This window comes from Kitasatospora sp. NPDC002551 (assembly GCF_040296005.1).
GTDB lineage: Bacteria > Actinomycetota > Actinomycetes > Streptomycetales > Streptomycetaceae > Kitasatospora.
Genome location: NZ_JBEOWI010000007.1, coordinates 106,516 through 116,877, shown reverse-complemented (window position 1 = coordinate 116,877; position 10,362 = coordinate 106,516). Strand labels below are relative to the sequence as shown.

17 protein-coding genes are annotated in these 10,362 nt (G+C 71.8%); 11 read left to right on the top strand and 6 right to left on the bottom strand.

Annotated features, from left to right (window positions below; all coding sequences use genetic code 11):
- Genes ABT093_RS09625 through ABT093_RS09615 form a run of 3 tightly spaced genes read left to right on the top strand, consistent with a single transcriptional unit; the run spans position 1 to position 2,869 of the window.
- Entirely contained in the window at positions 1 to 1,035 is a 1,035-nt protein-coding gene (locus tag ABT093_RS09625) for a hypothetical protein (RefSeq protein WP_350562192.1), read from the top strand.
- Positions 1,035 to 2,132, top strand: coding sequence for a hypothetical protein (locus ABT093_RS09620; protein ID WP_350562190.1), 1,098 nt, complete (start codon positions 1,035 to 1,037; stop codon positions 2,130 to 2,132). Before ABT093_RS09625 ends, ABT093_RS09620 begins: the two co-directional genes overlap by 1 nt.
- Positions 2,132 to 2,869 carry a hypothetical protein gene (locus ABT093_RS09615; RefSeq protein WP_350562188.1) on the top strand — a complete coding sequence of 246 codons (738 nt, stop codon included), beginning with the start codon at positions 2,132 to 2,134 and terminating at the stop codon, positions 2,867 to 2,869. Before ABT093_RS09620 ends, ABT093_RS09615 begins: the two co-directional genes overlap by 1 nt.
- Here the strand turns inward: ABT093_RS09615 and ABT093_RS09610 are convergent, their stop codons facing one another.
- Positions 2,870 to 3,469, bottom strand: coding sequence for a hypothetical protein (locus ABT093_RS09610; protein ID WP_350562186.1), 600 nt, complete (start codon positions 3,467 to 3,469; stop codon positions 2,870 to 2,872).
- A 139-nt stretch (positions 3,470 to 3,608) separates the two neighbouring features.
- Between ABT093_RS09610 and ABT093_RS09605 the strand changes: the two genes are divergently transcribed.
- Genes ABT093_RS09605 through ABT093_RS09595 form a run of 3 tightly spaced genes read left to right on the top strand, consistent with a single transcriptional unit; the run spans position 3,609 to position 5,212 of the window.
- Entirely contained in the window at positions 3,609 to 4,634 is a 1,026-nt protein-coding gene (locus ABT093_RS09605; protein WP_350562184.1) for a peptidoglycan recognition protein family protein, read from the top strand.
- Positions 4,635 to 4,637: 3 nt separating this feature from the next.
- A complete protein-coding gene (locus ABT093_RS09600) occupies positions 4,638 to 4,889 on the top strand; it encodes a hypothetical protein (protein WP_350562182.1) in 252 nt (83 codons plus the stop codon).
- Positions 4,886 to 5,212 (top strand): hypothetical protein, encoded by a 327-nt coding sequence (locus ABT093_RS09595; protein WP_350562180.1) that lies wholly within the window; start codon positions 4,886 to 4,888, stop codon positions 5,210 to 5,212. Before ABT093_RS09600 ends, ABT093_RS09595 begins: the two co-directional genes overlap by 4 nt.
- Positions 5,213 to 5,263: 51 nt before the next feature.
- Here ABT093_RS09595 and ABT093_RS09590 read toward each other — a convergent pair whose 3' ends face one another.
- The gene (locus ABT093_RS09590; RefSeq protein ID WP_350562178.1) at positions 5,264 to 5,470 is read right to left on the bottom strand and encodes a hypothetical protein; all 207 of its coding nucleotides are present in this window, start codon (positions 5,468 to 5,470) and stop codon (positions 5,264 to 5,266) included.
- Between the two features lie 219 nt (positions 5,471 to 5,689).
- On the opposite strand from ABT093_RS09590, the gene ABT093_RS09585 reads away from it, so the two are divergent.
- A complete protein-coding gene (locus ABT093_RS09585) occupies positions 5,690 to 6,481 on the top strand; it encodes a phage antirepressor KilAC domain-containing protein (protein WP_350562176.1) in 792 nt (263 codons plus the stop codon).
- A 51-nt stretch (positions 6,482 to 6,532) separates the two neighbouring features.
- Here the strand turns inward: ABT093_RS09585 and ABT093_RS09580 are convergent, their stop codons facing one another.
- Genes ABT093_RS09580 through ABT093_RS09570 form a run of 3 tightly spaced genes read right to left on the bottom strand, consistent with a single transcriptional unit; the run spans position 6,533 to position 8,656 of the window.
- Positions 6,533 to 6,793, bottom strand: coding sequence for a hypothetical protein (locus tag ABT093_RS09580; RefSeq protein ID WP_350562174.1), 261 nt, complete (start codon positions 6,791 to 6,793; stop codon positions 6,533 to 6,535).
- A gap of 35 nt (positions 6,794 to 6,828) precedes the next feature.
- Positions 6,829 to 7,386: an NUDIX hydrolase gene (locus ABT093_RS09575; RefSeq protein ID WP_350562172.1), complete on the bottom strand. Its 558-nt coding sequence runs from the start codon at positions 7,384 to 7,386 to the stop codon at positions 6,829 to 6,831.
- 10 nt (positions 7,387 to 7,396) lie between these two features.
- On the bottom strand, positions 7,397 to 8,656 hold the full coding sequence (locus tag ABT093_RS09570) for an NsdA family TPR-like regulatory protein (protein WP_350562170.1): 1,260 nt from the start codon (positions 8,654 to 8,656) through the stop codon (positions 7,397 to 7,399).
- A 296-nt stretch (positions 8,657 to 8,952) separates the two neighbouring features.
- On the opposite strand from ABT093_RS09570, the gene ABT093_RS09565 reads away from it, so the two are divergent.
- From ABT093_RS09565 to ABT093_RS09550, 4 genes are all read left to right on the top strand, one after another.
- Positions 8,953 to 9,126 (top strand): hypothetical protein, encoded by a 174-nt coding sequence (locus tag ABT093_RS09565; protein WP_350562168.1) that lies wholly within the window; start codon positions 8,953 to 8,955, stop codon positions 9,124 to 9,126.
- Positions 9,123 to 9,374, top strand: a complete 252-nt coding sequence (locus ABT093_RS09560) for a hypothetical protein (RefSeq protein WP_350562166.1) — start codon at positions 9,123 to 9,125, stop codon at positions 9,372 to 9,374. The genes ABT093_RS09565 and ABT093_RS09560 overlap by 4 nt, the downstream gene beginning before the upstream one ends.
- Positions 9,375 to 9,393: 19 nt before the next feature.
- Positions 9,394 to 9,615, top strand: coding sequence for a hypothetical protein (locus ABT093_RS09555; RefSeq protein ID WP_350562164.1), 222 nt, complete (start codon positions 9,394 to 9,396; stop codon positions 9,613 to 9,615).
- 83 nt (positions 9,616 to 9,698) lie between these two features.
- Complete coding sequence (locus tag ABT093_RS09550) at positions 9,699 to 9,992, top strand: hypothetical protein (protein WP_350562162.1); 294 nt, start codon at positions 9,699 to 9,701, stop codon at positions 9,990 to 9,992.
- A gap of 43 nt (positions 9,993 to 10,035) precedes the next feature.
- Here ABT093_RS09550 and ABT093_RS09545 read toward each other — a convergent pair whose 3' ends face one another.
- On the bottom strand, positions 10,036 to 10,281 hold the full coding sequence (locus ABT093_RS09545; RefSeq protein WP_350562160.1) for a helix-turn-helix domain-containing protein: 246 nt from the start codon (positions 10,279 to 10,281) through the stop codon (positions 10,036 to 10,038).
- Between the last annotated feature and the right edge of the window lie 81 nt (positions 10,282 to 10,362).

Below are 10,362 nucleotides of genomic sequence, written 5' to 3'. Positions count from 1 at the left end.
ATGACCACCCGTACCGCCTGGCTCCTGCCGCGCTCCGGCGCCGGCGGGCAGACCCGCGAGGACACCCGCCTCGCCCCCATCGGCACCATGACCCCGGCCGGCATCCTCACCACCCGGGGTGGCGTGCTCGCGGGTGCGGGCTACGCCGTCACCGGCTCGGGGATGACCGCCACTGTCGGCATCGGCCGCGGCGTTGTCCAGGGAACCACCACGCAGGGCCCGATCCCAGTCGTCACCACCTCCGCCGAGACCGTGCCCATCCCGGACGGCACGGGCCAGCCTCGCATCGACCTCATCATCGTCCGCGTCTACGAGAACATCTACGACGCGCAGGGCCTCACTTTGGCGAAGACGGAGCGGGTCGCCGGCACCCCCAACGCCTCGCCCGTCGCGCCGACCCCGCCCGCCGCCAGCATCGTCCTCGCCCAAGTCCGCGTCGAGGCCACCTCCAGCGCCGGCAACCCCATCAACTGGGGCACCAACCTGACCGACCGCCGCAGCTGGACCGTCGCCGCAGGCGGCATCATGCCGGACAGCAGCAGCACGCCCGGCGTCTACGTCGGCCAGTACCGTGACGGCCCGACCGGACTGGAGCGCTGGAACGGCACGGCATGGGTGAGCCAGTTCCCGCCGCTGACCAGCACGTTCGCCGAGAGCACCACATCCATCACGATCACCTCGCCCGTCTACGTCGCCGGCTCGCCGGCCCTCTCGGCGACGTGCGTCGTCCCGCCGTCCGGAAAGGTGATGGTCATCGGCCAGACCAGGCTCTACGTCAACGCCGCCGGAGCAAGCGTCTTCGCCGGCCTGCACATCACGGGGTCGGACACGATTGTGATCAGGACGGTCGCCGACAGCACTGCCCTCCAGTCCGTGCACTACGCGACCGACGCGATCATCCCCGGCACGTACTCGGCCCGCGTCACCGCGGTGCCCGGCGAAGTGTTGACCGCCCAGTGGCAGTTCAGGGTCACGGCCGGTGCGGGCGCGGCCATCGACCACCGCAACATCACCCTCTTCCCGCTGGCCGGCTGATGGGCTACCAGCTGCGGGTCTGCGACCTGCGCACCGACGCCGACATCGACGTCCTACCCATCGACGGCGTCCAGCACGACGACTACATCGGCCGCACCGGCATGCTCCGCGGGTCGGTACCGATCCCCACCGAATCCCTAGCCCAGCGGGCGCTGGCCGCGCTCCTGCCCGGCCGCACCATGCTCTACCTGGAGAACTCCAGCACGTTCGGGACGAGCATCGCCTGGGCTGGCATCCTGTGGAGCCGCGAGCCGGCCATGAGCGACCGCCGGCTGACCATGCAGATCCAGGCCGCCTGCCTGGAGTCGTACCTGCGCGAGCACCGCAGGCTGTTCACCTCGCTGATCGCGACCGGCGTGGATCAGTTCAGTATCGTGCGGAGCCTGCTCAGCTACGTGCAGGACACCCCTGGCGGAGACCTCGGCATCGCCGCCCCCGCCAGCATGTCCGGCGTGCTGCGGGACCGGGAGTACTCCCGCTACGACCAGGCGTACGTCGGCGAGCTGATCGACCAGCTCGCCGCCTGCGAGAACGGGTTCGAGTGGCGCATCGCGGTCTTCCGCGACGACGCCGGGGTCCGCCACAGGGAACTGCGCCTCGGACAGCCGAAGATCATCACAACGGCCACGGACGTCATCCTCGACAGCCCCGGACCAGTCCTCTCCTACAGCCTGCCCGAGGACGCCGCCGGCGTGGCCAACCGATGGCAGAGCAGAGGCGCGAGCATCAACAACAACCTGGCCGAGGACAGCGTCCCGCTGCTGACCGACCTGCTGACCACGCCAGAAGACATCGCAGCAGGATGGCCCGCCCTGGACGGGACCAGCGACTACACCACCGTCGAGCTGCAGCAGACACTCGACGAGCACGCCGTGGCGGACCTGGCACGAGCACGCCGCCCGATCATCATCCCGACGGTCACCTACACGACCACCGACGCCCCACAGCCACAGCTCGGCGGCTACGTACGACTGCGGATGACGGACGATCTCCACCCCGGCACTCTGTCCGCCCGCTACCGGGTTGTCGGCCTGCAGGTCTCCCCCGAACAGCGCGGCACACCGGAGACGACCCAGCTCTTCCTGGAGGTGGCCTGATGCCTGACCTGCCCGGTGATTGGTCCGAAGTCCTGCGGTCCCTCGACGCCCGGCTGCGTGCCGTCGAGGGCCGCTCCCAGATCCGGCCGGCCATGACCCGCATCGAGGCGGGCGATGTCACCGTCGGCACCGGCGGCACGTTCAAGGTCAACAACGCCCTTGGCGCGCCCCAGTTCTACGTCGGCGGCATCGGCCCGTTGAACCCGGACGGTTCCCCGCAACGTGGCCTGCTCGTCTACCGGCAGGACGGTTCGAAAGCGATCACGATCAACAACATGACCACCAACCCCGCGGACCCGCAGGGGCTCGTCCTTCGCGATGCTGACGCCAACACCCTGCTGGCTGAGGATGTCGTGGGTGGAGGGCTGTCTGCGCCAATCTTCGGCGCGGATGCCTGGTACGGCTACACCGAGGTCCCGCAGTGGACGACGTCCTCGGCCAGCTTCGCCACCTGCATGAGCTTGAAGTGGCACAAGCACCACCCGCGCGTGGAGAGCCACTTCCTGGCCCGCTGCTCAGATGGCACGACGGCGGGTGAGATCAGGCTCGTTGACGGGTCCGGGGGCGTGATCGGGCAGGTCACGCTGGCCCCCGGGGACTACTTCGTCAGCTACCTTGTTGGCCCGATCACTGGGGCTCACCTGGGGTTTCAGACCCTGGAGTGGCAGGCGCGACGGACGGCAGGAGCGGGCACCGTCGGGGTGAAGGGTCTGTCGACGTTCGGTGTCGGGTCCTAGTTAGGGCTTCTCCGGGTAGGGGTCGCCCGCTGGACCGCCGGTGCCGGGCCGGGTGCTCGGCGGGGCGCCGTTGTCGACGGTCCCGATCCCGCCGGGGTTCTGGCCGACCGGGGTCTGCGTCGGAGTGTCGGGCGTGGTGGTCGGTGCCGGCGGCGTGGTCGGCTCGTCGGCGGTGGCCGCCTTGGGTGCGGCGGGCTGCTGCGGGGCCTGCGGCTGGGTCACGGGGGTCTCCTTCGCGGGGGTCTCCTTCGCGGGGGCCTGCGTGGTCGGGCGGGCCAATGCCGCGTTGGTCTTGGGCTTCGGCGCGGCAGCGGATGCGGCGGCCGACGGGGCGCCTGCGGCCGACGGCGCGACAGCGGTGGCCGGGTCCGGCTGGACCAGGACCGCGGTGGCCGTCGCGGTCGGCACCGTGCTGGCGACGGGGACGGTGGCGGCCGTCTCGGTGGCGCTCGGCGTGACCGTCGGCGTTGCGGTCTGCTCGACGACGGCGGCGGCCGGCGGCGTCTTCGGGCTGCCGCTGGTGAGCGCCGCCGCGGTGACGCTGCCCGCTGCGACGGCGAGCACGGCGCCTGCGATGGCCCAGGTCTGTCTCGTCAACATGCTGACCCCCCAGCTCGGTTGTGTGTGCCCCCGACGGTACCGGCCACGGCCGACAGCGGCCATCGCAACGCCCGCATAAGCAACAGGAAACACCGCCCCGCCGCCGCCCGGCGTGGGGCTTCGCAGACATGGAGGCCTGATGGCCTGGTATCCCGGAGCCCAGAAGATGGAGCTCCAACCCGAGTCGGACGAGCAGCCGGCGATCACTCCGACGCAGGTGATCTTCCACAGCGTGGCCGCGCCGTGGACGCCACGACGGATGTACGAGTACTGGCGCGACTCCACCAACCTGGAGTCCCACTTCGGCGTCGGCTACAACGGCAGCGTCGGCCAGTTCATCGGCACCCAGACCCGCGCCGACGCCAACTTCCGCGCCAACCGCCGGGCCGACGGCACCGGCGCGGTGAGCGTGGAGACTGCCAGCAACGACCAGCACACCGACGCCTGGACGGACGCCCAGCTCCAGGCGCTCATCGCGCTCGGGCTGTGGCTCCACCAGCGGCACGGCATCCCGATCCGGGCCTGCCGCACCCCGACTGACCCCGGGTTCGGCGTGCACCGGATGTTCCCCGAGTGGTCCGCCAGCGGCACGGCCTGCCCGGGCGACGCGCGAGCCCGCCAGTTCCGCGACGTCGTGCTGCCCGGCATCGCGCGCGCCGCGGCCGGCCAGCCCACCACCATCCCCGCGCCGGCACCGGCGCCCGACGTCCCGGAGGACGACATGCCCACCGCTCAGGAGATCGCCGAGGCGGTCTGGAACCACCAGTTCACCAACGCCGCCACGGGCAAGCCGCTGTACGCGGGCGCCGTCCTGGAGTGGATGGACAAGGTCCACAGCGACCAGGTCGCCACGCTGCAGGCTGCGATCGCGGCTCTGCCGGCCCAGGTATGGGAGGCCCAGGTGCCGCAGCTGCGGGCCGACTGGACCCCGGAGGAGGGGGCGCCGAGCATCGAGGCGAAGTGGTTGCTCGCCGGCGGCAGGATCTCGCTGATCGAGCAGGCGGCTCAGGGAGTGGTGCTGCAGCAGATCCTCGCCGCCAGCGGGATCGACACCGCCGCGGTGCAGGACGCCGTTCGCCAGGCCGTCGCCGCGGTCACGCAGGCGATGGCCGACGGCATCGACGTGCGCGTCACCGTCCCCGGCGCGACCACCCAGGAGGGCTGAGCGATGAAGGACAGTACCCGCCGCACGATTCGGACCACCCTGCAGACCACGCTCGGTATCGCGGCCGCCCTGCCGCTGATCGTGGACGCCTCCGGCATCCCTGAGGCCACGCCGGGTGTCGGCGTCGGGCTGGCGGTCGCGGCCGGCCTCACCCGGGTGATGGCCCTCCCGGCGGTGGACCGGCTGCTGCCCCGCTGGCTGCGGACCGCTCCGGACCCGGACGACGCCGCCCTGCGCCGGGCGGTGCGCGAGTGACCAGCCCGGCCCCGGACTCCGGGGTGTACATCAGCCCGGCCCAGACGCACGCGGAGGTACGAAGGATCGCCGACGGCCAGATCCGCATGGAGGAGAAACTCGACCGGTTGCTCGACGACCAGCGGGAGCACCGGGAGACGATCGCCGACCACGAGACCCGGATCCGCGCGCAGGAGCGCACCGCGCTGACCGAGGCGGACGTCGCCGGCATGCGGGTCGACGTCGAGGCGCTCAAGCGGGGCCGGTGGCCGCTGCCGACGATCGCGGTGCTGGCCAGCCTCGCCGGGGTTGGGATCGCCCTGATCCCTCTGCTCTCTCGCTGAACACCGCGCCCCTGTCCGGCCCTTGCAGCCGGGCGGGGGCGGTTCGTTGCGTCAGAGGGCTTCCCAAGGGAGGTCCCGGTCCCATACCCACTGCCCGGCCGGGTCCGGCGCGTAGAGGCTGCGACCGCCCGGGTATTGGCATCTGGGGCCGGAGATGATCGCGATCCAGGGGTCTGGGTCCGTCGGGTCGACCTGCACTTCCATGCCGTCCAGGGGGCCTCCGCACAGCGTGACCCGCACCCGCTCGACGTCGTCCATGCCCAGGACGGTACAGCCCGTTGCGGCCAGCACTGGGCGATTGCGCTGAAGTCGCGAGCCCGTGCCCAGAGTTACGAGTGGTGCGAAGCCCGGGGATAGTGCCTCCGGAGGCTAGAGTGAGATGCATCACCCAAACGGCCCATCGAGCCGGGGCACAAAGCTGCCCCGGCGGGACTCCACATCTCACCGGGGCCGAGAGCACTCTGCAGAAAGGCGCTCATGTCTGACACCTACACTACCTTGCCCGCCGTCGGCGGCGAAGAGGGGGCGAGCCCGTTCGACCGGATCCGGCGGGTCGACGACTACGGGCAGGAGTACTGGTCCGCCCGCGACCTGCAGCCGGTCATGGGCTACGACAAGTGGGAGAACTTCCTGCACGTCGTCGAGCGGGCGATCAGGTCCGCCGAGAACGTAGGCATGTACTCTGAGCAGTCATTTTCCCGAGTCCAGGAAAGTTCGGGTACGGGCGGTCCGGCTCGAATCAACTACCGGCTGAGCCGCAACGCGGCCTACCTCGTGGCGATGAACGGCGAGCCGAACAAGCCCGCCGTTGCTGCGGCGCAGGCGTACTTTGCCGCCCAGACCCGGCAGGCTGAGATCGCGACCAGCCGACCGATGTCCGAGATCGAGATGGCGCGCCAGTACCTCGCCGTTCTGGAGCGCGAGGAAAAGCAGGCCAAGGAACTGGCGATCGCGGCACCGAAGGCTGGCAAGTGGGACAAGTTCCTCGACACCGAGGGACTGATCAGCATGCGGTCCCTGGCGGACATGCTGGGCGAAGACGTCAAGGTCGTCACCAACTGGCTGGTGGAGATCGGCATCTTCCGTAAGGAGGTCTCGCGGTACGGCGGGGCTCGGAACCTGCCTCGTCTGCCGTATCAGCGGTCGGGCCAGTTCAAGGTCAAGATCGAGACTGCGAACGGCGTCAGCTTCTCGGTGGCCTACGCCACAGCACGGGGGCTGGATCTGCTTGACGACCTGTGGCGGCAGAAGAACATCCGCCTGCCGTAGCCGGTAGCGCCCCGCTCTCCAGGAGAGCGGGGCGCTTCGCTATGTCCGGGGTCAGGCGGCGGCAGTCTCGCTGCCGAGTGCGGCCTTCGCGGCCTTGAGCGAGTCCTGCCGGGTCTGGTGGTAGGCGCCGGCCTGCCGGGCCTGCTCCCAGATCGGGTGCGCGTCGAGGGCGCTGGCGGCCTCCAGGTAGGTGGCGATCGCCGCGTCCACGTCCCCGCCGTCGAGCCGGGCCTGCGTCATCGCCCGGTCCGCCTGGCGCTCGGCGGCGTGCAGAGGCAGCAGGTCAGCGGGGAGAGGCAGTGCGTCGGGCATGCCGCCATCGTATGTGAGGACACCGACAGTGCAGCTCAGCGGCTCGTGCGCGCCAGCCGGTGCGGGCCGAGGTAGTAGGAGAGGGCGGCGTGCGACGGCCCGTCGGAGATCCCGCCGCCGACCAGGAGCCTGACCACCTCGGCCTCGGACAGCCACTCCACCCGGGCCGCCTCGGAGATGTCCTGCGGCTCGCCGATCCGTGTACACCCGGTGACGTGGTACGCCCGGAAGTGCGCGTCGCTGATGCCGGCCATGGCGTCGTACTCCGTCATCAGCTCGACGCGGCCGGGTCGCCAGCCGGTCTCTTCCTCGACCTCGCGGGCGATGGCAGCGGCCGGCTCCTCGCCAGGGTCGGCCCACCCGGCCGGGGCCTCCCAGCCCCAGCGGCCGGTGATGAACCGGTGCCGGTAGATGAGGAGGAACCGGCCCCGTTCGTCGGTGACGACGGCGGTGGTGGAGGCGCGGGGCATGCGGACGACGTGGTGCTCAATCCGGCCAGTGCCGGGGATGTCGACATCGTCCAGCCACAGCTCCACCCATGGCGACCCGTAGACCTGCCGCCGTCCGTACACCTGCCACTCCGCTCCCGTCACCGAGTCCTCCTCACGCGCGTGCGAGCTGGTGCCCCGACTCTCTCACGCGCGCCGCCAGCTCCCGCACCGCCTGCTCGGCGGCCCACGGGGCGAGGGCCTGCTGGAGGCCGCGCGCCCGGAGGAGAAGGGGCTGCACGACGGTGCCGCCGGCGATGTCGAGGGCGGTGTGCGCGGTTGCGCAGGCCTCGTCAAGGGCGCCCTGGCCGAGCCGCACCTCGGCGATATCCAGTGTCAGTACCGCACGCCCCTTGACGTCGTCGGGGGCCCGATGGCCGACGGCTGTCTCCAGGAGCCGGATGGCGGCGTCGTGCTCGCCAAGGTGGGCGTAGGTCTCGCCGGCGAGCCCGTCGAGGCGTCCGGCAGTGAAGAAGTCGAGGCCACCGATCGGCTGCTCGTCGGCGAGGTCAAGGTGGTGGGCGGCCTGGTCGAGGGCGGCCAGTGCGGTGGTGCGGTCGCCGCGTGCGGCGACCGCACGGGCGAGGTTGGCGGCAACCCAGGCGCGGCGGCGGGGTGCTGCCGCCGCGGCGATGGTGTCGGCCTGGCCCAGGAGGGCGGCGGCCGTGTCGCGTCGGCCTGCGGTGTACTCGACGATGCTCTGCATGGTGAGGAGCCACGCGGTCAGGTCGTCGGCCTCACCCTCGGCGGCGGCCACGGCCCCGAGACGGAAGTGGGCCTCGCTGCGGCCGCGGTCGCCGAGGTCATGGTGGGCGAGGCCGAGCAGGCCTGCGACGACGGCCAGTATCCGCACACCACGGCGGCGGGCAGCGAGCGCCTGGGGCCGGCCGAGCATCTCGTGCACACCGACCAGCTGCCGCTGGAGGGTGGGCACGGAGACGGTGGGCGGGGTGATCGGGTAGCGGTAGGCCACGTCGGCTACCGCCGCCTCCAGGTGGGTCAGCGCGGCGTCGGACGCTGTGGATCGGCTGAGCATGTCGAGGACTTCCCAGGTCTCGGGGACAGCGGCAGGCCGGTAAGCGGTCGGCCCGGGGGCGGACTCCCACGGACGGTCGGCGAGGCCGAGCATGTGCCCGGGGATGCGCAATCCGTCAGCGATCCGCTCGATGACGTCCATGCTGACGACGGCCCGCCCGCCGGTCATGATCTCGGTGACCCGGCTGGTGGTCAGGCCTGTGCGCCGGGCAAGCTGCGCGGGGCCGAGGCCGGCTCGTCGGGCGAGCTGGAAGACCGCGCCGATCTCCCTCTGCGCGCACGCGCTGGCGAAGGCGGGGTCGGTGAGCACGTGCGCGGGCAGCGGTTCCGGCGCGGGCATGGTGCCTCCCGGTTCGATGGTGGCACGAGCGTAGCGGCGGCCGACCCTTCACGGTGGGTACTCACCGTGGCCCTGACGGCAGCCTGGGACGACGCCCATGCTGGGGTCGTGAGTCACCGCCGAGCGCCGCAGCCGTTCACCCGCGCTCAGCGCGACTGCCGAGCGTGCATCGGCTGCGGTGGCGAGAACGGCGACCTAGTCCCGGACGGGTACGTCCAGTTGCCCGATCTACCTGGACACGGTTGGGCCGTCGTCGTGCACCCCACCTGCCGCCCCACCGCCCCCATGGAGGAGCAATGAGCTACGACCCCGACGACGACGGGCCGAGCGGGTTCTTCGATCTGCGCAATAACCCCGAGTGGCGGGCCGCCGTGAGGGGAGTGTCCGAGCTGTACGGCATCCCCGCGACGACGCCGGCCGACGACTCGCCAGGCTCGCCTATGCCGCGCTCGCCGCGGCTGGCCGAGTGAGCGTCGCCGGTGGCACCCCGGTGCCGCAGGCCGCCGACGAGGACCGCAACGAGCTGGGCCGCTGCGGGGCCTGCGGCGCCTGGACGCGGGGCCGCTACATCCGGGACCTCACCGCGCACACCGCGCTGGTCGAGCACTGCCTGCCCGCCGGCGAAGAGCCGCTCGCGCTGAGGATCGCCTTCGCCGTCTCGATCGGCCTGCTGTTGGCCGTGATCGCTTTCTTGATCATCTCCGGCATCCGCCACTGACCCCGAGGACCAGAGCCACATGGGCATTTTCCGCAAGTCCACCCCGCCCGCCCCGCCCGCCCCGCCCGCCGCGGCCGTCGACCGCGCGGACGCCGCCGCCGCCCAGGCCGAGCTGGCCCGTTTCTCCGTCGAGGACGGTGACGAGGGCGCCGCCAGTCACCGTCACCACAAGGCCGTGCGGGCCGCCCGGGGGAAGCGGATCCCGCCGCGCGACGAGATCGAGGATCTCGGCCGGGACTGACCGATCCGGCCCCGCCGCCGACCCTCCACCGACAGGATGGACGCCCGGCCGTCCGGGCCGGCACCACCCAGGAGGCACCCGCCATGAGCGACCGCATCCCCCCCGACCGGCAGAGCCGGTGGCGAGACCAGCGCGGCAGCAGCCGCGGCCCCGGCCGCACCGGCCGTACCACCCTGCTCCCGCCGGGCGTCATCCCGGCGGAGATCGCCGAGGCCCTGGAGGAGCTGGGGCCGACCGACGAAGAGGAGGACACCGAGGTGGCAGCTCAGAAGAAACCGTCCGGACGACCCGGTCCGGCGGGCGACCCCAAGGCTCCGCCGGCCGGTCCGCACACGCCCCCGCCGCCGTCGCCGCCGCAGGACCCGCCGGAGAAGTAGCGCACCGTCCCCGGGTCGGCGTCTGGCGGGGCGCCGACCCGGTTCACCCGTAGAAGAGGCGCCAGGTCGGTACGCCCAGCGCCCGGGCGATGGCGACGAGGTCATCCAGGGACGCGGGCGTCATCCCGTGCTCATAGTGCCGGATGGTCTGCCGGTCGCGGCCTACCAGCTCGCCGAGCTTCTCCTGACTCAGCTGGGCGGCGCGCCGCAGGTGCCGAATCCGGACGCCGACTGCGCGCCGCTCGGCGAGCTGGAGGGCGTCGGGCGGACGGCGGGGCGGGGTCGGCACCCCTTGACGCTGGCCGCTCCATGATCAAAAGTCTGCATACCAAGGTCACCATTTGTTCGCTCAAGTGTTCGATACCCTGTA

Bases quoted from the DNA above. Each gene is read 5' to 3' on its own strand.
- ABT093_RS09625 (WP_350562192.1), top strand. From the start codon at position 1: ATGACCACCCGTACCGCCTGGCTCCTGCCGCGCTCCGGCGCCGGCGGG.
- ABT093_RS09620 (WP_350562190.1), top strand. From the start codon at position 1,035: ATGGGCTACCAGCTGCGGGTCTGCGACCTGCGCACCGACGCCGACATC.
- ABT093_RS09615 (WP_350562188.1), top strand. From the start codon at position 2,132: ATGCCTGACCTGCCCGGTGATTGGTCCGAAGTCCTGCGGTCCCTCGAC.
- ABT093_RS09610 (WP_350562186.1), bottom strand. From the start codon at position 3,469: ATGTTGACGAGACAGACCTGGGCCATCGCAGGCGCCGTGCTCGCCGTC.
- ABT093_RS09605 (WP_350562184.1), top strand. From the start codon at position 3,609: ATGGCCTGGTATCCCGGAGCCCAGAAGATGGAGCTCCAACCCGAGTCG.
- ABT093_RS09600 (WP_350562182.1), top strand. From the start codon at position 4,638: ATGAAGGACAGTACCCGCCGCACGATTCGGACCACCCTGCAGACCACG.
- ABT093_RS09590 (WP_350562178.1), bottom strand. From the start codon at position 5,470: ATGGACGACGTCGAGCGGGTGCGGGTCACGCTGTGCGGAGGCCCCCTG.
- ABT093_RS09585 (WP_350562176.1), top strand. From the start codon at position 5,690: ATGTCTGACACCTACACTACCTTGCCCGCCGTCGGCGGCGAAGAGGGG.
- ABT093_RS09580 (WP_350562174.1), bottom strand. From the start codon at position 6,793: ATGCCCGACGCACTGCCTCTCCCCGCTGACCTGCTGCCTCTGCACGCC.
- ABT093_RS09570 (WP_350562170.1), bottom strand. From the start codon at position 8,656: ATGCCCGCGCCGGAACCGCTGCCCGCGCACGTGCTCACCGACCCCGCC.
- ABT093_RS09565 (WP_350562168.1), top strand. From the start codon at position 8,953: ATGAGCTACGACCCCGACGACGACGGGCCGAGCGGGTTCTTCGATCTG.
- ABT093_RS09555 (WP_350562164.1), top strand. From the start codon at position 9,394: ATGGGCATTTTCCGCAAGTCCACCCCGCCCGCCCCGCCCGCCCCGCCC.
- ABT093_RS09550 (WP_350562162.1), top strand. From the start codon at position 9,699: ATGAGCGACCGCATCCCCCCCGACCGGCAGAGCCGGTGGCGAGACCAG.